At 65.6% G+C, this 21,756-nt stretch carries 24 protein-coding genes; 11 read left to right on the forward strand and 13 right to left on the reverse strand.

Features of this window, described 5'->3' with window-relative positions:
* The first annotated feature begins 3 nt into the window (after window positions 1-3).
* Window positions 4-504, forward strand: a complete 501-nt coding sequence (gene exbD, locus GL300_RS06420) for a TonB system transport protein ExbD (RefSeq protein ID WP_155038786.1) — start codon at window positions 4-6, stop codon at window positions 502-504.
* Window positions 501-1,364: a TonB family protein gene (locus GL300_RS06425; RefSeq protein WP_155038787.1), complete on the forward strand. Its 864-nt coding sequence runs from the start codon at window positions 501-503 to the stop codon at window positions 1,362-1,364. The genes exbD and GL300_RS06425 overlap by 4 nt, the downstream gene beginning before the upstream one ends.
* Here the strand turns inward: GL300_RS06425 and GL300_RS06430 are convergent.
* The 4 genes from GL300_RS06430 to GL300_RS06445 all read right to left on the reverse strand — a co-directional run bounded on the left by GL300_RS06430 (window position 1,354) and on the right by GL300_RS06445 (window position 5,631).
* Complete coding sequence (locus GL300_RS06430) at window positions 1,354-2,277, reverse strand: hydrogen peroxide-inducible genes activator (RefSeq protein ID WP_155038788.1); 924 nt, start codon at window positions 2,275-2,277, stop codon at window positions 1,354-1,356. The genes GL300_RS06425 and GL300_RS06430 overlap by 11 nt on opposite strands.
* 63 nt (window positions 2,278-2,340) lie before the next feature.
* Entirely contained in the window at window positions 2,341-3,621 is a 1,281-nt protein-coding gene (locus GL300_RS06435; protein WP_155038789.1) for a hemolysin family protein, read from the reverse strand.
* Window positions 3,622-3,657: 36 nt separating this feature from the next.
* On the reverse strand, window positions 3,658-4,383 hold the full coding sequence (locus tag GL300_RS06440; RefSeq protein ID WP_155038790.1) for an exopolysaccharide biosynthesis protein: 726 nt from the start codon (window positions 4,381-4,383) through the stop codon (window positions 3,658-3,660).
* Window positions 4,384-4,506: 123 nt separating this feature from the next.
* Window positions 4,507-5,631: an NADH:flavin oxidoreductase/NADH oxidase gene (locus GL300_RS06445; protein WP_155038791.1), complete on the reverse strand. Its 1,125-nt coding sequence runs from the start codon at window positions 5,629-5,631 to the stop codon at window positions 4,507-4,509.
* A 181-nt stretch (window positions 5,632-5,812) separates the two neighbouring features.
* Between GL300_RS06445 and GL300_RS06450 the strand changes: the two genes are divergently transcribed.
* Window positions 5,813-6,601, forward strand: a complete 789-nt coding sequence (locus tag GL300_RS06450) for an inositol monophosphatase family protein (protein WP_155038792.1) — start codon at window positions 5,813-5,815, stop codon at window positions 6,599-6,601.
* A gap of 161 nt (window positions 6,602-6,762) precedes the next feature.
* Window positions 6,763-7,617 (forward strand): DMT family transporter, encoded by an 855-nt coding sequence (locus tag GL300_RS06455; protein ID WP_246195098.1) that lies wholly within the window; start codon window positions 6,763-6,765, stop codon window positions 7,615-7,617.
* Here GL300_RS06455 and GL300_RS06460 read toward each other — a convergent pair.
* Entirely contained in the window at window positions 7,568-9,727 is a 2,160-nt protein-coding gene (locus GL300_RS06460) for a lytic transglycosylase domain-containing protein (protein WP_246195099.1), read from the reverse strand. The genes GL300_RS06455 and GL300_RS06460 overlap by 50 nt on opposite strands.
* Before the next feature lie 103 nt (window positions 9,728-9,830).
* Here GL300_RS06460 and dapA point away from each other — a divergent pair, with 103 nt between their 5' ends.
* Window positions 9,831-10,706 carry a 4-hydroxy-tetrahydrodipicolinate synthase gene (dapA, locus tag GL300_RS06465; protein ID WP_155038794.1) on the forward strand — a complete coding sequence of 292 codons (876 nt, stop codon included), beginning with the start codon at window positions 9,831-9,833 and terminating at the stop codon, window positions 10,704-10,706.
* A 49-nt stretch (window positions 10,707-10,755) separates the two neighbouring features.
* On the opposite strand, the gene GL300_RS06470 is transcribed toward dapA, so the two are convergent.
* The 7 genes from GL300_RS06470 to GL300_RS06500 all read right to left on the reverse strand — a co-directional run bounded on the left by GL300_RS06470 (window position 10,756) and on the right by GL300_RS06500 (window position 17,363).
* On the reverse strand, window positions 10,756-11,238 hold the full coding sequence (locus GL300_RS06470; RefSeq protein WP_170297616.1) for a CAP domain-containing protein: 483 nt from the start codon (window positions 11,236-11,238) through the stop codon (window positions 10,756-10,758).
* Window positions 11,239-11,414: 176 nt separating this feature from the next.
* Window positions 11,415-11,786 (reverse strand): Na+/H+ antiporter subunit G, encoded by a 372-nt coding sequence (locus GL300_RS06475; protein WP_155039222.1) that lies wholly within the window; start codon window positions 11,784-11,786, stop codon window positions 11,415-11,417.
* A 16-nt stretch (window positions 11,787-11,802) separates the two neighbouring features.
* Window positions 11,803-12,072: a K+/H+ antiporter subunit F gene (locus GL300_RS06480; RefSeq protein ID WP_155038796.1), complete on the reverse strand. Its 270-nt coding sequence runs from the start codon at window positions 12,070-12,072 to the stop codon at window positions 11,803-11,805.
* Window positions 12,069-12,560 (reverse strand): Na+/H+ antiporter subunit E, encoded by a 492-nt coding sequence (locus GL300_RS06485; RefSeq protein ID WP_155038797.1) that lies wholly within the window; start codon window positions 12,558-12,560, stop codon window positions 12,069-12,071. Before GL300_RS06485 ends, GL300_RS06480 begins: the two co-directional genes overlap by 4 nt.
* On the reverse strand, window positions 12,557-14,149 hold the full coding sequence (locus GL300_RS06490; RefSeq protein WP_155038798.1) for a monovalent cation/H+ antiporter subunit D: 1,593 nt from the start codon (window positions 14,147-14,149) through the stop codon (window positions 12,557-12,559). The genes GL300_RS06485 and GL300_RS06490 overlap by 4 nt, the downstream gene beginning before the upstream one ends.
* Window positions 14,149-14,520, reverse strand: coding sequence for a Na+/H+ antiporter subunit C (locus GL300_RS06495; RefSeq protein ID WP_155038799.1), 372 nt, complete (start codon window positions 14,518-14,520; stop codon window positions 14,149-14,151). Before GL300_RS06495 ends, GL300_RS06490 begins: the two co-directional genes overlap by 1 nt.
* Complete coding sequence (locus GL300_RS06500) at window positions 14,520-17,363, reverse strand: monovalent cation/H+ antiporter subunit A (RefSeq protein WP_155038800.1); 2,844 nt, start codon at window positions 17,361-17,363, stop codon at window positions 14,520-14,522. The genes GL300_RS06495 and GL300_RS06500 overlap by 1 nt, the downstream gene beginning before the upstream one ends.
* Window positions 17,364-17,496: 133 nt before the next feature.
* On the opposite strand from GL300_RS06500, the gene ruvC reads away from it, so the two are divergent.
* From ruvC to GL300_RS06525, 5 genes are read left to right on the forward strand one after another with little or no spacing between them, the layout of a single operon-like run.
* The gene (ruvC, locus tag GL300_RS06505) at window positions 17,497-17,991 is read left to right on the forward strand and encodes a crossover junction endodeoxyribonuclease RuvC (protein ID WP_155038801.1); all 495 of its coding nucleotides are present in this window, start codon (window positions 17,497-17,499) and stop codon (window positions 17,989-17,991) included.
* A 10-nt stretch (window positions 17,992-18,001) separates the two neighbouring features.
* Window positions 18,002-18,676, forward strand: coding sequence for a Holliday junction branch migration protein RuvA (ruvA, locus tag GL300_RS06510; protein WP_155038802.1), 675 nt, complete (start codon window positions 18,002-18,004; stop codon window positions 18,674-18,676).
* Window positions 18,677-18,680: 4 nt separating this feature from the next.
* Window positions 18,681-19,592 (forward strand): zinc metalloprotease HtpX, encoded by a 912-nt coding sequence (htpX, locus tag GL300_RS06515; RefSeq protein ID WP_155038803.1) that lies wholly within the window; start codon window positions 18,681-18,683, stop codon window positions 19,590-19,592.
* Window positions 19,589-20,614: a Holliday junction branch migration DNA helicase RuvB gene (gene ruvB / locus GL300_RS06520; protein WP_155038804.1), complete on the forward strand. Its 1,026-nt coding sequence runs from the start codon at window positions 19,589-19,591 to the stop codon at window positions 20,612-20,614. Before htpX ends, ruvB begins: the two co-directional genes overlap by 4 nt.
* On the forward strand, window positions 20,607-21,017 hold the full coding sequence (locus GL300_RS06525; protein ID WP_192336106.1) for a PaaI family thioesterase: 411 nt from the start codon (window positions 20,607-20,609) through the stop codon (window positions 21,015-21,017). The genes ruvB and GL300_RS06525 overlap by 8 nt, the downstream gene beginning before the upstream one ends.
* A 146-nt stretch (window positions 21,018-21,163) precedes the next feature.
* Here GL300_RS06525 and GL300_RS06530 read toward each other — a convergent pair whose 3' ends face one another.
* Entirely contained in the window at window positions 21,164-21,481 is a 318-nt protein-coding gene (locus GL300_RS06530) for a chorismate mutase (RefSeq protein WP_155038806.1), read from the reverse strand.
* Between the two features lie 18 nt (window positions 21,482-21,499).
* Here GL300_RS06530 and GL300_RS06535 point away from each other — a divergent pair, with 18 nt between their 5' ends.
* Window positions 21,500-21,712 carry a hypothetical protein gene (locus tag GL300_RS06535; RefSeq protein ID WP_155038807.1) on the forward strand — a complete coding sequence of 71 codons (213 nt, stop codon included), beginning with the start codon at window positions 21,500-21,502 and terminating at the stop codon, window positions 21,710-21,712.
* Window positions 21,713-21,756: the final 44 nt, after the last annotated feature.

The raw sequence follows: 21,756 nt of genomic DNA on the forward strand, positions 1-21,756 counted from the left end.
GCCATGGCTGGCAGTGTCCGCGAATCGCAAGGCGACGATCTGGTCGAGAACCACGAGATCAACGTCACCCCCTTCATCGACGTCATGCTGGTGCTGCTGATCATCTTCATGGTCGCCGCCCCGCTGGCGACGGTCGATGTGAACGTGGACCTGCCGGTTTCCAATGCGACCCCGGCGCAGCGCCCGGATCAACCGGTCTGGGTCACGGTCAAGCCCGACCTGACGCTGGCCTTGGGCAATGACGATATTCCGGCGGGCGGTCTGGCCACGGCGCTGGCCACCGCCACCGAGAATGACCACGAAAGGCGAATCTTCCTGCGCGCCGACAAGGCCGTGACCTATGGCGACCTGATGGGCGTGATGAACACGCTGCGCGAGACCGGCTACCTGAAAATCGCGCTGGTCGGGCTGGAATCGACCGCCGCAGCACCCGGCGCGGTCCCTGCCGCCGCCGCCCCGGCCGCCGCTCCTGCTCCTGCCCCCGCCGGAGCCCCTCAGCCATGAGCGCGCAGGCGGCGATACGCGATGGCGCGCTTTGGGGCTCGGTAGCGGTCGTCGTGCTGGCCGCGCATCTGGGCGGCGCGATCTGGATCATGCACCGGGCCGAGGCGGCAGCGCCCCCCGGCCTGCCCGACCCGATCTATGTCGAACTGGCCCCCATGCCCGAGGCCGCAGCCCCGCCGGATGAGGCAGAGGCCCCGGAAATCGCCGAGGCCGCCCCGGAACCCACGCCAGAACCCGAACCGGAACCCGAGCCCGAGCCGGAACCCGAACCCGCGCCCGATTTCGTCATGGACGAACCGCTGCCGCAGCTGGAACCGCTGCCGGACATGAACACGCTGTTCCCGCCGCCCGCCGATGCGGTGGTGCTGCAGAAATCTGTTCGGCCCAAGACCCGCCCCGAGCCTCCCGAACCCGAGCCGGAGCCGGAGCCGGAACCCAAGGTCGTCCAGAATGAGCCGGAACCGAAGAAGGTCGAGAAGAAGAAGGAAGTCGCCAAGGAAGAGCAGACCGCCCGCAAGGCCACGACCACGGTCCGCGCTCAGCCTTCGACCCGCACGGCAGCTCCGTCTCAGGGCGGCGCGCCCTCGGCCAAACAGGTGGCGTCATGGCAATCCAAGGTGCAATCTTCGGTGGCCCGCCACATGATGCGGGCAAGGCTGAACAAAGGCGGGGTCCATGTGACCGTGTTGTTCACCATCAACGCGAATGGCAGTGTCTCGGGCGGTAGGTTGGGGAGTTCGACCGGCGATGCCAAGACCGATGCCGCGCTGGCGCGTCAGGCAGCCAGACTGCCCAAGATGCCGCCACCGCCGTCAGGCAAGGCGACGCCCATGACGCTTCCAGTCACCATCAAGAAGTGAGCGCCTGAACCCCCAGCGCGGGGGCAAGGCCGCGGATCACCTCGGCCAGCGCCCGCGCATCGGTTCCGGCATCGGCATTCCTACGCCAGACCACCGCCAGATCGCGTGAAGGTTCTGGCGCGGCAAAGGGCACGATGCGCAAGCGGCCATCGTGGTTCTCATCGGCAAGGGCGATGCGCGGGATCAGCGTCATCCCCAGCCCGCTTGACACCATCCGCATCAGCGTGGCCATCGATGCCGCCTCAAGGTTCACCTTGCGGCGCGGGTTGCGCATGCCGCAGACCTCCAGCGCCTGATCGCGCAGACAATGCCCGTCGGCCAGCAGCAGCAGGCGTTCCGCCGCAATGCTTTCGGGCTTGGCGGGACCGGACAGGAAGGTGGTGTCATCCTCGGACAGGGCGACCAGAAAGCCGTCGCGCAGGACCGGCTCGGCCATGATGCCCGCTTCCATCACCGGCAGGGCCATCAGCCCGGCATCATAGCGATGGCTGGCGATCCCGGCCAGCAGGTCGTCGGTCACCACCTCATGCAGTTCCAGATCCAGCGCCGGATGGCTTTGCCGCAGGGCCGAGATCAGATGCGGGATAAGATAGGGCGCCACCGTCGGGATCAGCGCCAGCCGCAGCTTGCCGGTCAGCGCGCCACGTCCCGCCCGCGCCACAGCCTGCAAGCGCTGCGCCGAATCCATCAGCTCTTGCGCGATGGGCAGCAGCCGGTCCCCCAGCGCGGTCAGCCGCACCGGGCCGGTGCCCGCGCCGCGTTCAAACAGCGCACCGCCCAGACGCGCCTCAAGCTGGGCAATCTGGCTGGAGAGGCCGGGTTGCGAGACGTTGGATACCTCGGCCGCGCGTCCGAAATTGCGCAGCCGCGCGACGGCAAGGAAATAGGTGATCTGGCGCAGCGTGAAATTCATAAGCGGTGATTATCACGATGCGCCGGAACAAGAACCCCCCTTAATCGGCGCGTGCGGGGCGCATTAATCGCTGCGCGCGGGGCGCGACACCAGCAGCTTGTCGATCCGCCGCCCGTCAAGGTCGACGACCTCGATCCGCCAGCCGTCCCATTCAACCACATCGCCCACCTGCGGGATTGCGCCCGCCAGATCCAGCACCAGCCCGGCGACGGTCGAATAATCGTGATCGTCCGACAGAGGCACCGACAAGCGGTCGGCGAATTCATCGACCGGCATCCAGCCCGCGATGAGCAGGCTGCCATCCTCGCGCTGGACCAGTTTCGGTTCGTCGTCATCCATGCCGACGAACTCGCCAGTGATCGCCTCAAGCACGTCCATCGGCGTCACCACGCCCTCGAAATGGCCGTATTCGTCATAGACCAGCAGCATCTGACCCGGAGAGGCGCGCAGCTTGGCGATGACCTCGGGGGCGTCCATGGTCTCGGGGATGATCGGGGCGGGCTTCATTAGCGCGCGCAGATCGAATTGCTGGCCATTCACCGAAATCAGGTCGGCACTGGCAACGACGCCAATCATCTCGTTTTCGTTGCCGTCGCTGACCGGCAGGCGGGTGCGGTGGCTGTCCTTGAACTTGCGGGCGATGGTCGCATAGCTGTCATTCACGTCGACGGCGGCAATGTCGCGGCGCTGCGTCATCAGCCCGCGCGCGCTGCGGTCGGCAATGCGCATGACGCCGGCGATCATCTCGGTCTCGGCGCGGTGCATGACGCCGGCGCTTTCGGCCTCGGCGATGACCAGACGGATTTCCTCGTCCGAGATGCCGCGGTCGTCATCGCCGGTCTGGCGCAGCAGCGACAGCACCAGCCTGCCCGAGCGATCCAGCAGCCAGACCAGCGGCGCGGCGACGCGCGAGATGCCCTTCATCAGCGGCGCGACCTTCACCGCGACGGTTTCGGGCGACCGCAGGGCGATCTGCTTGGGCACAAGCTCACCCAGGATCAGCGACAGATAGGTGATGGCCACGACCACGCCGCCCATGCCCAGGGGCTGTGCCAGCGTCGGCGGCACGCCCCAGCCGGGCAGAGCATTTGCCAGACGCGCGCCCAGCGTCGCCCCGGAAAACGCCCCCGACAGCACGCCGACCAGCGTGATCCCGATCTGCACCGAGGACAGGAACCGCCCCGGCTCCTCGGCCAGACGGATCGCGGTCGCGGCCCCGCGGTTGCCCCTGTCGGCCAGCACCTTCAGCCGCACCGGGCGCGACGAGACGATGGCCAGCTCGGACATGGCCAGCAGGCCGTTGAGCAGGGTCAGAAGGACGACGATGGTTATTTCGATCCACATGGGACAGCTCGGTTCCGGAAACGATGCGGTTGCAGGTCAGGCCAGCGCACGCGACAAAAGAAAAATCACGGCCTTGATCATCGCATAGACGACCCCGACCGCGATGGCGAAAGAAACGATGCCCAGCACCGCGCCAAGACCCGCCCACAGCCCGTCACGTTCGAGCAGGCCCAGCATCATGACGCTGATGGCAAAGGCGGGCAGCATGTTGCCCAAGGGCACCGGCAGCAGCAGCACGACGGATAAGGCAAGGCACAGCCCACCGATCAGCCTTTCGCTGCGGGGTGTGACCAAGGGGGCGATACGGGGGCGAAGCAGGTGCTCCAGCGCGGAAAGCGGCGGCGTCACGCGCCGCACCACGCCTGCAAACATATTGCGCGGCATCGAGCGCCGCGAGATGAACGGCGGCAACCACGGGTTTTGCCCGGTCATCTGCTGCCATGTCAGATAGATCAGCGGCCAACCCAGAATCGCCGACAGCCCCGGCGGGGCGGGGACGACATTCGGCACGGCAAAGATCAGAATCAGCGCCGCCAGCGCCTGCCCCGGCATCAGGGCCAGCAGGTCGCCCATGGCAATGCGCTGCCGCTGACTGTCCTGCGCAAGCGTCGTCAGGCGCTGAGACAGGCTCTGGCGCGCCTCGGGTCGGCTAGGGCCGGGCTCCGGCGAAGGGTCACCCCCGGGATCAGGGGCGAGGGTTTCGACTTGGCCCGGCCCGCATCTTCGCGGGGGCTCGGGCGTGTCGGAAATGTCGTCGATCATCGAAGAGTCGGCGGCCGCTTTCCATAAGTGGGACGGACCCACTGTAGCGAAATGACCGCCAAGAACAACCGCCGATGACGTATCCGTGATGCCGGGACGATTTGCGCACCCCGGCGGGACGGGTCAGGCCGTCTTGAACAGCGCTTTCAGCGTCGAGGGCTGGCAGCGCAGATATTGCGGCGAGGCAGTCACGCTGGCCCCCAGTTCGGCCGCGACATGCCAGGGCCAGCGCGGGTCGTAAAGCACGGTGCGCGCCACCGCGATCATATCGGCATCGCCCGTGGACACGATGGCCTCGGCCTGATGCGCCTCGGTGATCAGCCCGACGGCAATGACCGGAATACCCACGGCTTGCTTGACCGCGCGGGCCAGCGGCACCTGATAGTTCGGCCCGACCGGGATCTTTTGCCGCGGGTCAAGCCCACCGCTGGACACATGGATCGCGTGACAGCCCCGTGCCTCAAGCTCGACCGAGATCGCGACGGTGCTGTCGCTGTCCCAGCCACCCTCTTGCCAGTCGTCGCCATCGACCCAATCGGTGCCGGACAGGCGCACGGTCACGGGATAGCCCTCGGGGACGGCGGCCTTCACCGCATCAAAGACCTCAAGCGGGAAGCGCATGCGGTTTTCAAGGCTGCCGCCATATTCATCCGTACGCTTGTTCGACAGGGGCGACAGGAACTGGTGCAGCAGATAGCCATGCGCGGCATGGATCTGGATCGCGTCGATGCCCAGCCGGACAGAACGACGGGCGGCCTCGGCAAAGGCCTCGCGCACCTTGGCCATCCCGGCCTTGTCCAGCGCGACCGGAGGGTTGTCGCTGGCCGCGAAGGGCAGGTCCGAGGCCGAGACGGTCTGCCAGCCATTCGCGTGATCGGGCGCGATCTGGCCGCCGCCATCCCAGGGCTTCGCGGTCGAGGCCTTGCGTCCGGCATGGGCCAGCTGGATCGCGATGGGCATGTGGGACCATGCCCGCACGGACTTCAGCACGCGATCGATCGCCGCCTCGGTCGCGTCGTCCCACAGACCGACATCGGCATAGCTGATGCGGCCCTCGGGCAGGACGGCGGTCGCCTCGATGGTCAGGATGCCCGCGCCCGATTGCGCCAGCATGCCCAGATGCATCAGGTGCCAGTCCGTCATCTTGCCATCTTCGGCCGAATACTGGCACATGGGGGCAATGACGATGCGGTTCGCAAGGGTCGAGCCACCGATCGTGATCGGCTCGAAAAGCTTGGATTGGGGCATGGGGCCCTCCTGCTGATGATGCAGAAATGAAGTAGTCGGGCCATGGGGATTCACAAGCCCCACGCCCAAATCCGACCGATCTGTTCCGTCGCGGCCACTGCATGGGGGCCATGACCCGCTATCGCTTCACTTTTTCCGGCACTTTGTCTAATAGGCTGCCAATCCCAAAAAAGGTAATGCAATGGCCAGCGCCAATCTCAACATCATGATCAAGGCCGCGCGCAAGGCGGGCCGCAGCCTTGTCAAGGACTTCCGCGAGGTCGAAAACCTTCAGGTCAGCGTCAAGGGCGCCGGCGACTTCGTCAGCCGCGCCGACCGCGAGGCCGAGCGCATCATCAAGGAAGAACTGCGTGGCGCCCGCCCGAACTACGGCTGGGTTGGCGAGGAAACCGGCACTGACGCCGGTGAGGACCCGACCCGCCGCTGGATCGTCGACCCGCTGGACGGGACCACCAACTTCCTGCACGGCCTGCCGCATTGGGCGGTCAGCATCGCGCTGGAGCATAAGGGCGAAATCGTCGCCGCCGTGGTCTATGACGCCGCCAAGGACGAGATGTACACCGCCGAAAAAGGCGACGGCGCCTTCCTGAACGACCGCCGCATCCGCGTATCGGGCCGCCGCCACATGATCGAATCGATCTTTGCGACCGGCGTGCCCTTTGCTGGCCAGAACGGCCTGCCCGCGACCATCCGCGACCTCAGCCGCCTGATGCCGCTGACCGCTGGCGTGCGTCGTTGGGGTGCGGCCTCGCTGGATCTGGCCTATGTCGCCTCGGGCCGCTTCGACGGCTACTGGGAACGCGGGATCAAATCCTGGGACGTGGCTGCGGGCATCCTGCTGGTCAAGGAAGCGGGCGGCTTCGTCGAATCGATCCGTTCCGAGGACAACCCGGTCGAATCCGGCTCGATCATCGCGGGCAATGCTCAGCTGTTCGAACCCTTCGCGGAAATCATCCGCAGCCGGGACTGACCCCGGTTGACCTTTCCGCCGGTCGGGCGCATGGCTTCCATACCAGAGGAAAGCCTGCCATGACCGAGAAACACCGGACGGGGCCTCACTTGGCCCCGCCAGAGTCCCCGACCGCCTCTTATCAGCCTTCACCGGGCGAGGATCGGCAGGGAAAAGCCATCATGATGATCTGCGCGGCCGCGCTTGTCTTTGCCATGATGGACGGCATGTCGCGCTATCTTGGCGCAGCCTATTCGCCGATTTTCGTCATCACCCTGCGCTACTGGTTCTTTGTCGGCTTCGTGCTGCTGCTTTGTGCCCGGTCGCCGGGCGGGATTCGCGGCGCAATTCGTTCAAAGCGACCGGGAGTGCAGATATTTCGCGGTGTGCTTCTGGTCTTCGAGGTCGTGGTCACGGTCGAGGCCTTTGTCCGGCTGGGCCTGATCAATACCCATGCGATCTTTGCCTGCTATCCGCTGCTGATCTCGGCCCTGTCCGGCCCAGTCCTTGGCGAAAAGGTGGGCTGGCGACGCTGGGCCGCCGTCGCCGTGGGGTTCACCGGCATCCTGATCGTGCTGAAACCCGGCAGCGGGGTGTTCTCGACCGAGGCCGCCCTGCCCTTCCTCGCAGCCGTGATGTTCGCGCTATACGGGCTGCTCACACGTCTGGTCGCGCGCGACGATGGGGCCATGGTCAGCTTCTTCTGGACTGCCGTGGCGGGGGCCGTCGCAATCACGCCTTTCGGCCTGAGAGAATGGCAACCTATTGCCGCTTGGGATCTGCCGTGGCTCTTGCTGCTCTGCCTTGGGGCGGCAGCCGGGCATATGCTGCTGATCAAGGCCTATGAGATGGCCGAGGCCTCGGCGCTGCAGCCGTTTTCCTACACCCAGCTTGTCTGGGTCAGCATCTTTGGCGTGCTGATCTTTGGCGAGACGCTGGCCCCCAACGTCGCCCTTGGCGGGCTGATCGTCGTCGGCGCGGGCCTGTTCACCTGGTGGCGGTCGCGCCAGCGGGAACGGGCTGCTCGGCAGGGGTGACGGCGGCCTTGGCTTCCTGAATGTCGGGGGCGGGGCCAAGCACCTCGGCCAGCACGCCGCCCGCCGCGTAATGGATCAGCGCGCGCTCCGACATTGGCGGACGCTTCGACAAGGCCAGACGGATCGGAGGCTGCGGCGGAATCGGCATGATGCCCCCGCCGCTCAGGTCAAAGCTGGGCACGATGGGCGCGGGCTTGCCCATGATGCGCGCGCGGTAGACCGGCAGCGCCTCGGCCACGCGCATGACGTAGTTCCGGGTTTCGTCAAAGGGGATCATCTCGACCCACTCGATCGGGTCGGCAGCGCGGCGCAGATCGCCGAAATCGTTGATCCAGCGCGCCGAGCGCCCCGGCCCGGCATTGTAGCCGGCGCTGACCAAGGCAATCGACGGACCGAAGCGGTCGCGCAACCCATCCAGATAGGCCGCCCCCAATCGCGCGTTATAGGCGGCGTCCTTGGACAGGCGCGGCGCATCATAAGGCTCGCCCAGCTTGCGGGCCATTTCCTTGGCGGTACCGGGCATGACCTGCATCAGCCCCTGCGCGCCGACATGCGACGAGACCGTGTGGTTGAATTCGCTTTCCCGGCGGGCAATCGACATGACCAGTTCCGGCGGCAGGCCCAGCGGCTTGGTCTCAAGCCCGGTCAGCGGGAAATAGGCGGCAGGATAGATCACCCCCTTGGCCGCAGCCGCCTTGGCCAGACGCAAGGCATACCACGGATGGTGCATTTCCAGCATCATCCGGGCCATGCGACCGATATCCTCGGGCGCAGCCGTCTCGGCCAGATGCAGGAAGAAGCGCGCCGCCTGATCGGTATCGCCCGCCGCCATCAGCCAGACGCCCGCCTGCCAGACCGGATTGTAGCGCAGATCGCTGTCGCGCCATTCCGGCAGGCTGTCATTGGCCAGCCCCGGAACCGCTAAAGCGGGCTGCATCGGCTGGCGCAGCTTTTCGGCGGCCAGCTGGCCGTAATAGGCGGTCTGCCAGCTTGCGGCATGCAGATACGCACCACGCGCGGCATCCTTGTCGCCAGCGGCCTCATGCGCGCGGCCCTGCCAGTAAAGCGCCCGCGACAGCGAGATCGGGCTGCTGACGCCCGCCTGCAGCCGGGTGAAATGCCCAAGCGCGCGGTCGCTTGCACCCTGTTTCAGCGCAGCGAACCCGGCCAGCCATTCCAGATCGATGAAGGGCTCGCCGCCTTCGGGCAAGAAATTCCCGGCGGCCAGCTTCTCGGCCAGCGGCCAGTCGCCTGCGCGCATCGCCTCGCGCACGAAATCGGCGCGGGCCTTGGCCCAATCCTCGGGGACGCGCAGCGCCTGCGCATCGGTCGAGCGTTCCAGCATCAACTCGCGCGCCAGATCCGGCATTTTCGCCCGCATCCGCCAGCGGAAACGGTCCAGCGCCAGCCCAGCATCGGCGCGCTGTTCGTCGGACAGGACAAGGATCAGCGCATCGACCCCAGCCTTGCCGGATTGCAGCGCGATGCGTGCCCGGCCGATATTCTGCGCGGCTGGCGTCGCCAGCGGCAAGGCAATCTCGGCCGATTCCCATTCCCCCTGATCCAGCAGGCTGGACAGGCGCGCGTCGTGCAATCCGACCAGATCCGCGCCATAGATGGCGACGAAATTGTCGGATTCGGGGTCGGTCAGCGGCTGAGTCGTCCAGAAGCGCGCCAATTCCGCCTGTGCCGCAGCGGCATCCGTCTCGCGCAGCGCGGTGACCAGCGCCTTGGCCCCGGCCACCGTGTCGGGGCGGCGCGGGCCGAACCAGTCGATGATCTCGGTCGCGGGCAGATCCCGGCGCAGCAGCGCATCGCCCCGGCGATACAGCAGCGTCATCCCCGGCCAATCGCGATGGGCGCGGGCAAAGGCCAGATATTCCGGCCAAGTCCCCTGCCCCGCCCGCAATTTCTGCCATTCGATCAGCGCCTGCGCCATCGGACCGGATTTGCGAGCATAGGATTCGGCATCCGCCCAGTCGCGTGCGCCCGACGCGGCCAGCGCACTGGCAATCGCCGTGGCGTCCTCGGCATGCGCAGGTTGCAGGCCAAAGGCCAGCGAAAGGGCCAGCAAGGGCCCCAGAACCCTGTCGCGCAAAGGATACATCATGCCCCCATTACTGCGGGCTTTCCTGCCGTCGCGCAACTCACATCCTTGGCAAGCGCCGCCACGGGATGTAAGGCCATCAAAGATTCAAACTCAGGATACTGTCATGTTCAAAGGCTCTCTGCCCGCGCTGGTCACGCCATTCACCCCCGAGGGGGAACTGGATCTCGCTGCGCTGAAGAAGCTGGTCGAGTGGCATATCGCCGAGGGCAGCCATGGGCTGGTCCCCGTCGGCACCACCGGCGAAAGCCCGACCCTGAGCCATGACGAACACCGCACCGTCGTCGAAGAGGTCGTGCGCCTTGCCGCCGGTCGCATCCCGGTCATCGCCGGTGCCGGGTCCAATTCCACGCGTGAAGGGATTGGTCTGATCCAGCACGCGCAGGCCGCGGGCGCCGATGCCGCGCTGGTCGTGACCCCCTATTACAACAAGCCGACCCAGCCCGGCCTGATCGCGCATTACACCGCGCTGCATGACGCCAGCGATCTGCCGATCATCATCTACAACATCCCCGGCCGCTCGGTCATCGACATGACCCCCGAAACGATGGGCGAACTGGCCAAGCTGCCGCGCATCATCGGCGTCAAGGACGCGACCGGCAAGCTGGAGCGCGTCAGCCAGCAACGCATCACCTGCGGCACGGATTTCATTCAGCTGTCCGGCAATGACGACACCGCGCTTGGCTTCAACGCCCATGGCGGCGTCGGCTGCATCTCGGTCACGGCGAACGTCGCGCCGCGGCTCTGCTCGGAATTCCAGCAGGCGATGATGGCGGGCGATTTCGCCAAAGCGCTGGAATATCAGGACAAGCTGATGCCGCTGCATGTCGCGATCTTCCTTGAGCCGGGCGTGGCCGGCGCGAAATACGCGATGTCGAAACTGGGCCTGTGCAGCGACCGTGTGCGCCTGCCGCTGGTCGGGCTGACCGACGCGACCAAGGTGGCGATCGACGCCGCGCTCAAACATGCGGGCCTGATCTGAGGCCCCGCCCCCGGAACGCAAAGGCCGCCCCAAGGGCGGCCTTTTTCATTCAACGCGGCGCGGAATAGACCACCGACCAATAGGCGAAACGCCCGTCAGCGGACAGCGCGTGTCCGATCCCCATGTCCTGCAACTGGGGAATCACGATGTTCTCGCGGTGCTTGGCCGAGCTTGACCATTCCCGCAGCGCGCCATTCAGGTCAAAGATCGAACTGGCCCCGGCCGCGATGTTTTCAGCGGTGATGCGGGGCGTGTAGCCCAGTTGCTTGACCCGCATCCCCGGCCCGGTCGAGGCCACCCCGCGATGATCCATCTGGCCGCGCCTGGCCATGTCGCAGGCCTGTTGTTGCGCCGCCTTTTGCAGCTTGGCGTTCCCGCGCAAGGACGACAGCCCGGCCTGCGCACGCACCGCGTTGGTCTGGGAAAGGGCGATCCCGGTTTCCGAGGCCGACAAGGCCCGGCATTGGGCGTCACCCGCGACCGAGACATTGACCGCCCGATGCCCGTCGGTCCGCACGATGCCCTTGGGCATGCTTGGGACAATCGGATTGTCCGGTTTGGGCGCATCCGGCTGGGAACAGGCTGCAACAAGGCAAATGACCACAACTGAAACGAACTTCTTCATAAGATCCTGCAAAAAACTTAAACCGCGACGCCGGATTATGACGCGCGACATCAATACAATCTTGAAGGCGGCAAGTGAAACGATCAGCCCTTGTTCAGCGGCTCATGCATGGGATCGCCATAGGTCGACCATGAGGTGTCGGGCGAAGGCTTGGGAATTTCCTCCTCGCGCCAGTTCACATGCATGTTGGCCTTGGCGATGACATTGCCGGTGACCGGCGCGGTCAGGAACAGGAACAGGGTGATCAGCAGCTCATGCCACGTGACCTGCCCGTGTTGGGTCGGAAACCACACCAGCGAGCCGATCAGCACCGCGCCCACGCCCAACGTCGCCGACTTCGTCGGTGCATGCAGCCGCGTCATCTGGTCGGGCAGCTTCACCAGCCCATAAGAGCCGACAAAACCAAAGATCCCGCCCACTACCAGCAGGAACGAAACGACGATTTCCCCGATCATTTCCATTGGCTGCCCCTTATTCGATGATGTCGCCGCGCAGGATGAATTTCCCGTAAGCGACGGTCGAGATGAAGCCGACCATCGCGAACAGCAGCGAGGCCTCGAAATACATGCCGGTGCCCTTGTCGATTCCGAACAGCGCCAGAAGCGCGATGGCATTGATGGTCATCGTGTCCAGCGCCAGCACCCGGTCGGCAATGCCGGGCGCGCGGACCACGCGATACAGGCAGAACAGCATCCCCAGTCCAAAGCAGACATAGGCGAAAGCCAGCGCGTAACCGATCATGCAAAGATCTCCTTCAGGCGGGCCTCGTAGCGGTCCTTGATCTCATCGACGATGGCTTGGGGATCGGGCGCGTGCAGGCAATGGACCAGCAGCGCCTGCCCGTCCTCGGACAGATCGCAGGTCAGCGTGCCGGGCGTCAGCGTGATGGTCGAGGCCAAGGCGGTGATCGCCTCGGGCTGGGTCAGTTCCAGCGGAATGACGATCCATGCGGGCTGCAGATCGCGGCGCGGTTTGAACAGCACGATCCGGGCCACGTCGAAGTTCGCCTTGACGATGTCATGCAGCACGATCGCCAGATAGCCGGGAATCCGGCCCGGAGATTTCAGCTTGGCCGTATCGGGCCAATAGGGTGCCGTCATCAGCGGGATCACCACGCCAAGGATCACCGCAAAGACCAGCGATCCGACGGCCCAGCGGTTCACCAGCAGCATCCAGACCGCAATCAGGACCAGCGACAGATAGGGATGTGGCAGCAGGCGGCGGATCATTTCGTGCCCTCCTGCCCCTCAAGCACCGCGTGCAGGTAGATCGAGGGGTTGTACAGCTGATCGGCCGTCGCCTCGGCAAAGCGCGTCACCGGCCCGGCAAAGATGGTCAACGCCACGATCCCCGCCAGCAACAGACCCACGGCGCTGGCCGCCAGCGCGGGCGAGGCTGCGTCGCCCAGATCCTGAATATGCTCATCGGGTTCCAGCTTGGTCGGGATCGGACCCCGGCGCGGCGCGGCGGGCGCGGCGACGGGCACCGGTACCTCTTGCAGCTCGTAGGACTTCCAGAACACCAGCGAGCCCGCCCGCGACATGCCATAGATCGCCACCAGCGAGGACAGGATCACCGTGCCCCAGATCCACGGAGCAGCCGCCGCATCGCGGGTGGCGTCCAGCACCAGCAGCTTGCCGATGAAGCCCGAAAACGGCGGCATGCCGACCACGGCAATGGCGGTGGCAAAGAACAGCGCCGCGATCAGCCCATTGCCCGGCATGACCCCGTCCAGACGCAGCCACAGGTCTCCGCGTCGGGCACCGACCATGTCGACGACCAGAAACAGCGCCGCCCCGGCAAGGGTCGAGTGGATAATGTAATAGATCGCCGCCGTGGTCGCCTGCGGGGTGAATTGCGACACCGCGATCATCAGCGTGCCGACCGAGCCAATCGCTGCAAAGGCCGCCAGACGGCCAAGATTGCGCGTGCCCAGAATGCCGATCTGCCCGATCGCCAGCGTGAACAGGGCGGCGGGCAGCAGCAGGTCCATCACCACCCCCTCGATCACCGTGTCCTGCGGAAAGATCAGCGTGTAGAAGCGCAGGATCGCATAGACCCCCACCTTGGTCATCACCGCGAACAGCGCCGCGACCGGTCCCGGCGCATTGGCATAGGTCGAGGGCAGCCAGAAATGCAGCGGCACCAGCGAGGCCTTGATCGCAAAGACCAGCATCAGCAGCACTGCGCCGGTGCGCAGCAGCGCGGTGTCCTCGGCGGGCATGACGGCGACGCGGGCGGCCATGTCGGCCATGTTCAGCGTGCCGGTGACGGCGTAAAGCACCCCCAGCGCCGCCAGAAACAGGGTCGAACCCGCAAGGTTATAGGCGATGTATTGCACGCCCGCGCGCAGTCGCATCGGGCCGCCGCCATGGATCATCAGCCCGTAGCTGGCGATCAGCAGGATCTCGAAAAAGACGAACAGGTTGAAGGCGTCGCCGGTCAGGAAGGCACCGCAGACGCCCATCAGCTGGAACTGCCACAGCGCATGGAAATGCCAGCCCTTGCGGTCCCATCCCGAACCAAAGGCGTAAAGCTGCACCGCCAGCGCCAAAGCGGCGGTCAGCGCCACCATCATCGCCGCCAGCCGATCCAGCATCAGCACGATGCCAAAGGGCGCGGCCCAATTGCCAAGGCGATAGACATAGACCTCGCCCGAGGAAGCCATCCAGTTCAGATACAGCGCCACGCCCAACAGGGCGGCGGTTCCGGCGATGGAAAACACCCGTTGCAGCAGCAGGTCGGCGCGCATCCACAGGATGATCAGCGCGCCCATGACCGCCGGCAGAACGACGGGAGCGATCAGGATATGGTTCATCAGCGTCCTTCCCCGGCATCACCGCGGCTGACGCCCGGCTCTCGGTCGGCGCGGGGCATGTCGACGCGGTCGTCGCCGCCCTCAAGGAAGGCCCCCAGCGCCATCATCACCGTCACCGCCGTCATCCCGAAGGAAATCACGATGGCGGTCAGCACCAGCGCCTGCGGGATCGGATCGGTATAGCTGGTGACCCCGTCCTGCAGGATCGGGGGCTGGTTGATCACCAGCCGCCCGGTCGAGAACAGGAACAGGTTGATGGCATAGCTCAGCATGGTCGTGCCCAGCACCACCGCAAAGCTGCGGCGGCGCAGGATCAGATAGATGCCCGCCGCGGTCATCATCCCAATGGCGCTGGACAGCAGAAGCTCCATCAGCGGCCTCCCTTGATACGACTGGGGTTGATGTCCATCGGCTCGGCATTGACCGTCTCTCCGGCCTGCCGCGCGATCCGTGACAGCGAATTCAGCGCCAGCATCACCGCGCCGACAACACACAGGAACACGCCAAGGTCAAAGCCCATGGCCGAGGCCAGTTCGAACTTCTCGATCCCCGGCAGCTTCACATAGCCATAGGTCGAGGTCAGGAACGGATAGCCCGCGAACCATGCCCCGATCCCGGTCACGCCCGCCGCCAGCACGCCCGCGCCGATCATGGCATGATAGGGCACCCGGTTGCGGCTTTGCGCCCAGCCAAAGCCCGAGGCCATGTATTGCGACACCAGCGCGATCGACACGATCAGCCCAGCGACAAAGCCGCCGCCCGGCATGTTGTGGCCGCGCAGGAAGATATAGGCCCCGACCACCAGCGAAATCGGCAGGATCAGCCGGGTGATGACCACCATCAGCAGCGGGTGACGTGCCCCGGCGCGGCGGCTGTCATAGACCCAATTGCGCAAGCGACGTCCGCTTGCGCCAAGCAGCAGCGTCTCGGTCAGGGCAAAGATCGCCAGTGCGGCAATGCCCAGCACGGTGATCTCGCCAAAAGTATCATAGCCGCGGAAGTCGACCAGAATGACGTTCACGACATTGTCGCCGCCGCCCAGCTTGTGGCTGTTCTCGATCATGTAGCCCGAGATCGAGGGCAGCGCGAAATCGCTGCGCATCACCACATAGGACAATGCGCCGAAGCCCAGCCCGGTCAGCGTGGCGATGAAGGCGTCAAAGCCGCGCTTGCCGTCGCGGCTGTCCAGCACGGTGCGCTTGGGCAGGAAGTTCAGCGCCAGCAGCAGCAGGATGACCGTGACCACCTCGACCGAGATCTGGGTCAGCGCCAGATCGGGGGCCGACAGATAGACAAAGCTCCCCGAGACGATCAGCCCGATGATGCCCACCAGCACCAGCGCCAGCAACCGGTTGCGGTGAAAGGCCACCATGCAGCAGGTGGCGATCATCAGCAGCACCCAGCCGATCAGCGGAATCGCATGGATCGGCAGCATGGGCCGGGTCGCGCCGCTATAACCTCCGGTCGAGAAGGCCCAGAGGCCGCATAGCAGCACCGTCATCGAGAAGGCGACAAAGGCCCGCGCCATCGACCCATTGGTGAAGCGGTCGGTCAGCCGATAGGCCAGATAAAGCGCCGCCTGGGTCACGCCATCGAACATGGCTTTTGCATCGGGCCGCCAGACCCTGTCGCGGATGGCCAGCATGCGCGGATTGAGGATCAGCAGCAGCAGACCGCCCAATGTCGCTACGATCGACAGCTTCAGCGCCATGTTCAGCCCGTGCCACAGCGCCAGATGCGCGTGCGGATGCCCACCCGTGACAGCCCCCGCCGAGGCATCGACCAGCCAGCCCGCGAATGTGTTCGGAAACAGCCCGATCAGCACCACCAGCGCGGTCAGGATCGCGGGCCCGATCCACAGACCGATGCCCGGATCATGCGGCTTGTGGGGATAGTCGTCCCGTTCGGGACCAAAGAAGACCTGCCAGACGAAGCGCAGCGAATATCCGACCGAGAAGATCGCCCCTACTGTCGCCATCGCCCAGACCAGATTGGCATTGCCGCGCCAGACGGCATGGGTGGTTTCCTCCAGCATCATCTCCTTCGAGATGAAGCCGTTCAGCGGCGGAACGCCCGCCATCGACAGGGCTGCGATGGTGCCGATCAGGAAGGTGATGGGCATCAGCTTGCGCAGGCCCCCCAGCCGCTTGATCGAGCGCGTCCCGGCCTCATGGTCGATGATGCCCGCGGTCATGAACAGCGCGGCCTTGAAGGTGGCGTGGTTGATGATGTGGAACACCGCCGCCACCGCCGCAGCCTCGGTCCCGAAGCCCAGCAGCATCGTGATCAGGCCCAGATGCGAGACGGTCGAAAAGGCCAGAAGCGATTTCAGGTCGTCGCGGAAAAAGCCGATCCATGCGCCCAGCACCATGGTCACCAGCCCGGTGGTCGCGACGATATAGAACCATTCCGGCGTGCCCGACAGCACCGGCCACAGCCGCGCCATCAGGAACAGCCCGGCCTTCACCATGGTCGCGGAATGCAGATAGGCCGAAACCGGCGTCGGCGCGGCCATGGCGTGCGGCAGCCAGAAATGGAACGGGAACTGCGCCGATTTCGTGAAGGCCCCCAGCAGGATCAGAAGCAGCGCGGGCAGGTAAAGCGGGCTGGCTTGGATGGCCTCGCGCGCGTTCAGGATGTCGCTGATGTCGTAGCTGCCCGCGATATTGCCAAGGATCAGCATGCCCGCGATCATCGCAAGACCGCCCATGCCGGTCACGGTCAGCGCCATTCGCGCGCCCTGCCGCCCCTCGGGCAGGTGCTTCCAATAGCCGATCAGCAGGAAGGACGACAGCGAGGTCAGCTCCCAGAAGATCAGCAAAAGCAGGATGTTGTCGGACAGCACGATGCCCATCATCGCGCCCTGGAACAGCATCAGATAGGTATAGAACACGCCGACCGGCTCATGCCGCGCCAGATAGAAGCGGGCATAGGTGATGATCAGCAAGCCGATGCCAAGGATCAGGATGCCGAACAGCAGCCCCAGCCCGTCGATGCGGAAATTCGCGTTCAGCCCCAGCTGGGGCAGCCAGTCGATGCGGGTGGTAATGACCTCACCGGCCATGATCGCGGGGATATGCAGGCACAGGCCCAGCAGCGCGACAAAGGTGGCCGTTCCGCAAACCATCGCCGCCACATCCCGCCCGGATCGGATCAACAGGCCCGGCAGCAAAGCGCCGATGAAGGGAAGAGCGGCAATCAAGGCGGGCGACATGGTTCCTCCTTCCAGTGGCGATCCTATGTCCCGAGCCATTCCCTGAATGTCAACCCGAACCGGGGTTTAGGGAAGTTGACGCTAGGCGATGTTCACCTTTCGTGCTAATCAACGGGAAAAAATCGGGACAGGCATGAGAATTATCGGCATCGATCCGGGACTGCGAAACATGGGCTGGGGCGTGATCTCGGTCGATGGGCCGCGCCTGCGCCACATCGCCAATGGCATCGTCCATTCCGAGGCAGGCGATCTGGGGCCAAGGCTGGCGGTGCTGTATCGCGGGTTGTGCGAAGTCATCGCCGAACATCAGCCCACCAATGCCGCGGTCGAGCAGACCTTCGTCAACAAGGACGCGGTCGGCACGCTGAAGCTGGGACAGGCGCGCGGCATCGCCCTGCTGGCCCCGGCGGCGGCGGGCATCGAGATTGGCGAATACGCCCCGAACGCGGTCAAGAAATCCGTGGTCGGCGTCGGCCATGCCGCCAAAGAGCAGATCCAGCACATGGTCCGCCTGATGCTGCCGGGGGTCGAACTGGCCGGGCCTGACGCAGCGGACGCTCTGGCGATCGCGATCTGTCACGCGCATCACTTGCAGGGTCGCGCCCTGCGCATCAAGATCAAGACATGAGGGAAAGCACATGATCGGACGCATCGCCGGGATCATCCTGCACCGGGCACAGGACCATGTGCTGATCGACGTGCGCGGCGTGGGCTATATCGTCCATGTCAGCGAACGCACCGCCGCCAGCCTGCCACCGGCGGGTCAGGCCACCGCGCTTTATACCGAACTGCTGGTGCGCGAGGATCTGCTGCAGCTTTTCGGCTTCCCTTCGTTGCTGGAGAAGGAATGGCACCGGCTGCTGACCTCGGTTCAGGGGGTCGGGGCCAAGGTGTCGCTGGCCATTCTGGGCACACTCTCCGCCGAGGGTCTGTCGCGCGCACTGGCGCTTGGCGACTGGTCGGCCTTGCGCAAGGCACCGGGCGTCGGCCCAAAACTCGCGCAGCGCATCACCATGGAACTCAAGGACAAGGCCCCCGCGATCATGGCGCTTGGCGGCAGCCTCAGCGTCGATCTGGGGCCGATGCCGGACGCCGAGGTGATCGAATCCAGCGGCACCAAGAAGCCCGCCCCTGCCCCGCGTGTCGATAGCAACGCGCAGGCGACGGCGGATGCGCTGTCGGCACTGTCCAATCTGGGCTATGCTCCTTCCGAGGCTGCCGGGGCCGTGGCCGAGGCGCAGGGCCGGGAACCCGGTGCCCCGACCGCCGCGTTGATCCGGGCGGCCCTCAGGCTGCTTGCCCCCAAGGAGTAAGACGATGACCGGAAACCTGCGCACCTTCGTCCTGATGGCCGCCCTGACCGCGCTGGTCATGGGCATGGGCTATGTGATCGGCGGACAGGGCGGCGCGGTTTTCGCGCTGATCTTTGCGGGCGCGGGCAACCTCTGGGCATGGTGGAACAGCGACAAGGCCGTGCTACGCCAGCAGGGCGCAATGCTGGTGACGCGGCAGGACGCACCGGAACTGGTCGACATGGTGGCAGCGCTGGCACAACGTGCGAACCTGCCCATGCCCAAGGTCTATGTGCTGGCCACCGACCAGCCCAATGCCTTCGCCACCGGCCGCAATCCCGAAAACGCCGCCGTGGCGGTGACGCAGGGCATCATGCGGGTCTTGAACCGCGATGAGCTGGCCGGGGTAATCGCCCATGAACTGGCGCATATCAAACATCGCGACACGCTGACCATGACCGTCACCGCGACCATGGCCGGGGCCATCGCCATGCTGGGCAACATGCTGATGTTCTCCAGCATGTTCGGTGGGCGCGACGATCAGCGCGGCGGCGGTCTTGCGGGCTTGCTGGCGATGATCTTTGCACCCTTGGCCGCGGGTCTGGTGCAGATGGCAATCTCGCGCACCCGCGAATACGAGGCCGACCGCATCGGCGCCGAGATCTGCGGCCAGCCGATGGCGCTGGCCGGAGCCTTGGCCAAAATCTCGCGCGCGGCGGGTCAGGTCGTGAACATCCCCGCGGAAAGGAACCCGGCCTCGGCCAGCATGTTCATCATCAACCCGCTGCATGCCCTGCGCATGGACCGCCTGTTCGCCACCCACCCCGCGACCGAGGACCGCATCGCCCGACTGCAGGCCATGTCCGGTGGCAGTTACAGCGCGTCGCGCGTCCCCTCTGCGGGCGGGCGCGACAGCGGCCCGTGGGGCAGCCAATGATCGACCCCGATCCCATGCTGCGCCCCGAGCCGATGGAAACCGATGGCGAGGACCGCGCCCTGCGTCCGCAGATGCTGTCCGATTTCGTCGGTCAGGCCGAGGCGCGCGCCAATCTGCGTGTCTTCATCGAAAGCGCCCGGATGCGTGGCAAGGCGATGGATCACACGCTGTTCCACGGCCCACCCGGTCTGGGCAAGACAACGCTGGCGCAGATCATGGCGCGCGAGCTGGGCGTGAATTTCAAGATGACCTCGGGGCCGGTTCTGGCCCGCGCCGGCGATCTGGCGGCGATCCTGACCAACCTTGAAAACCGCGACGTGCTGTTCATCGACGAGATCCACCGGATGAACCCGGCAGTCGAAGAGGTCCTTTATCCCGCGATGGAGGATTTCGAGCTGGATCTGGTCATCGGCGAGGGTCCCGCTGCCCGCACCGTCCGGATCGAGCTGCAACCTTTCACCCTGGTGGGCGCAACAACCCGGCTGGGCTTGCTGACCACGCCCCTGCGCGACCGCTTCGGCATCCCGACCCGTTTGCAATTCTACACGATCGACGAGTTGGACCTGATCGTCACCCGCGGCGCGCGGCTGATGGGCATCCCGTCAGAACCCGCGGGCACGCGCGAGATCGCGAAACGCGCCCGCGGCACCCCCCGTATCGCCGGTCGCCTGCTGCGACGGGTCATCGATTTTGCCCTGGTCGAAGGCGACGGCCGGCTGACGCGCGAGATCGCGGACAGCGCCCTGACCCGCCTTGGCGTCGATCATATCGGTCTGGACAGCGCTGACCGCCGCTACCTTACCCTGATGGCCGAGCATTACGGCGGTGGCCCGGTCGGCGTGGAAACGCTGTCGGCGGCCCTGTCCGAAAGCCGCGATGCCATCGAGGAAGTGATCGAGCCCTTCCTGATGCAGCAAGGTCTGGTCAGCCGCACGCCGCGGGGCCGGATGCTGGCGCGCTTGGGCTGGCGGCATCTGGGGCTTGATGCGCCACGTCTGCAGGACAGCCTGTTTGATGACTGAGCTTGCGACCCGCATCCGGGCCAGCTTCGCGCGCCAGACGATGATGCAGACGCTGGGCGCGACACTGGCCGCGATCGAACCGGGCAAGGTCACCATCACCGCCCCGATCCTGCCGACCTCGCTCCAGCAGCATGGCGCGGGCCATGCGGGACTGGCCTTCAGCATCGGCGATTCCGCGGCGGGCTATTCCGCGCTGTCGCTGATGCCTGAAGATGCCGAGGTGATGACGGTCGAGATGAAGATCAACCTGATGACCCCCGCCACTGGTGATCACCTGATTGCGGAAGGCCGCGTCATTCGACCCGGTCGCCGTATTCTGGTGGTCGCCGCCGATGTCTGGGCGGTGACCGGCGATATCCGCAAGCATGTCGCGATGCTGCAGGGAACCATGATCCCGGTCTGAAGGAAGGCGGGGGCTCTGCCCCCGGACCCCCGGGATATTTCGACAAGAGAGATGACAAGGGGCGGCTTCGCGCGCTTCTTTCTTGTCCAAATATCCTGGGGGAGCGCGGCACGCGCGGGGGCAAAGCCCCCACTACTGCAGACGACTCAATCGCGCCGGGGGTCGGACAGGACCCGATCCTCTTGCGCGATGAAATGTTCCATCATCAGCCGCCACAGGCGTTCCGCCAGATCCGGGTCCAGCCCTTCCTGGATGGCAAAACGGCGGGCATTCGCGGCAACCTCCTCGACCCGGCTGTCGATCCTGGCGGGCAGGTTTTCTTGCGATTTGATCCGGGCCGCCTCGTCGATCAGCGACGACCGTTCGGCCAGCAGCGCGATCAGGCGGGCGTCCAGCGCGTCGATCCGGGCACGCAGATCGTGCATCCGGGACTGGGGCGATAGGGTGGGTTCGGGACTGGGCATGTGTCGTGCCGCTCCTTCATGGGCCTTCTGTTGCCGGGCGGTCACGGCATCGGCGATTTTCTGCCGAGATCGGAACTTCCCACCCTGGAACCGGGTCAATCCTTGACCGGTGGCAACAACTGCGCCGCTCGGTTCGGGAAGGAGAGACCGATGAAGGCCGCAAGTGTGATCATCAATCTGGGTTTCGGCCTTGGTCTTGCCTTGGGGGCAGCGATGCTGCTCTGGCTGTAACCGGTCGCGGCGGAATGAAATCCCCCGGCCAGTGACGACCGGGG

Origin of the sequence: Paracoccus litorisediminis (assembly GCF_009711205.1) — a bacterium.
Lineage (GTDB): Bacteria > Pseudomonadota > Alphaproteobacteria > Rhodobacterales > Rhodobacteraceae > Paracoccus > Paracoccus litorisediminis.

Coding starts and splice junctions, on each gene's coding strand:
- GL300_RS06430 (WP_155038788.1), bottom strand. CDS start 2,277: ATGAATTTCACGCTGCGCCAGATCACCTATTTCCTTGCCGTCGCGCGG.
- GL300_RS06530 (WP_155038806.1), bottom strand. CDS start 21,481: ATGCCCAGTCCCGAACCCACCCTATCGCCCCAGTCCCGGATGCACGAT.
- ruvB (WP_155038804.1), top strand. CDS start 19,589: ATGATCGACCCCGATCCCATGCTGCGCCCCGAGCCGATGGAAACCGAT.
- exbD (WP_155038786.1), top strand. CDS start 4: ATGGCTGGCAGTGTCCGCGAATCGCAAGGCGACGATCTGGTCGAGAAC.
- GL300_RS06495 (WP_155038799.1), bottom strand. CDS start 14,520: ATGGAGCTTCTGCTGTCCAGCGCCATTGGGATGATGACCGCGGCGGGC.
- GL300_RS06445 (WP_155038791.1), bottom strand. CDS start 5,631: ATGCCCCAATCCAAGCTTTTCGAGCCGATCACGATCGGTGGCTCGACC.
- GL300_RS06475 (WP_155039222.1), bottom strand. CDS start 11,786: ATGATCGGGGAAATCGTCGTTTCGTTCCTGCTGGTAGTGGGCGGGATC.
- GL300_RS06535 (WP_155038807.1), top strand. CDS start 21,500: ATGGGCCTTCTGTTGCCGGGCGGTCACGGCATCGGCGATTTTCTGCCG.
- GL300_RS06460 (WP_246195099.1), bottom strand. CDS start 9,727: ATGATGTATCCTTTGCGCGACAGGGTTCTGGGGCCCTTGCTGGCCCTT.
- GL300_RS06440 (WP_155038790.1), bottom strand. CDS start 4,383: ATGATCGACGACATTTCCGACACGCCCGAGCCCCCGCGAAGATGCGGG.
- GL300_RS06455 (WP_246195098.1), top strand. CDS start 6,763: ATGATGATCTGCGCGGCCGCGCTTGTCTTTGCCATGATGGACGGCATG.
- GL300_RS06485 (WP_155038797.1), bottom strand. CDS start 12,560: ATGATCCGCCGCCTGCTGCCACATCCCTATCTGTCGCTGGTCCTGATT.
- GL300_RS06425 (WP_155038787.1), top strand. CDS start 501: ATGAGCGCGCAGGCGGCGATACGCGATGGCGCGCTTTGGGGCTCGGTA.
- GL300_RS06490 (WP_155038798.1), bottom strand. CDS start 14,149: ATGAACCATATCCTGATCGCTCCCGTCGTTCTGCCGGCGGTCATGGGC.
- dapA (WP_155038794.1), top strand. CDS start 9,831: ATGTTCAAAGGCTCTCTGCCCGCGCTGGTCACGCCATTCACCCCCGAG.
- GL300_RS06435 (WP_155038789.1), bottom strand. CDS start 3,621: ATGTGGATCGAAATAACCATCGTCGTCCTTCTGACCCTGCTCAACGGC.
- GL300_RS06450 (WP_155038792.1), top strand. CDS start 5,813: ATGGCCAGCGCCAATCTCAACATCATGATCAAGGCCGCGCGCAAGGCG.
- GL300_RS06470 (WP_170297616.1), bottom strand. CDS start 11,238: ATGCCCAAGGGCATCGTGCGGACCGACGGGCATCGGGCGGTCAATGTC.
- GL300_RS06500 (WP_155038800.1), bottom strand. CDS start 17,363: ATGTCGCCCGCCTTGATTGCCGCTCTTCCCTTCATCGGCGCTTTGCTG.
- GL300_RS06525 (WP_192336106.1), top strand. CDS start 20,607: ATGACTGAGCTTGCGACCCGCATCCGGGCCAGCTTCGCGCGCCAGACG.
- htpX (WP_155038803.1), top strand. CDS start 18,681: ATGACCGGAAACCTGCGCACCTTCGTCCTGATGGCCGCCCTGACCGCG.
- ruvC (WP_155038801.1), top strand. CDS start 17,497: ATGAGAATTATCGGCATCGATCCGGGACTGCGAAACATGGGCTGGGGC.
- GL300_RS06480 (WP_155038796.1), bottom strand. CDS start 12,072: ATGATCGGTTACGCGCTGGCTTTCGCCTATGTCTGCTTTGGACTGGGG.
- ruvA (WP_155038802.1), top strand. CDS start 18,002: ATGATCGGACGCATCGCCGGGATCATCCTGCACCGGGCACAGGACCAT.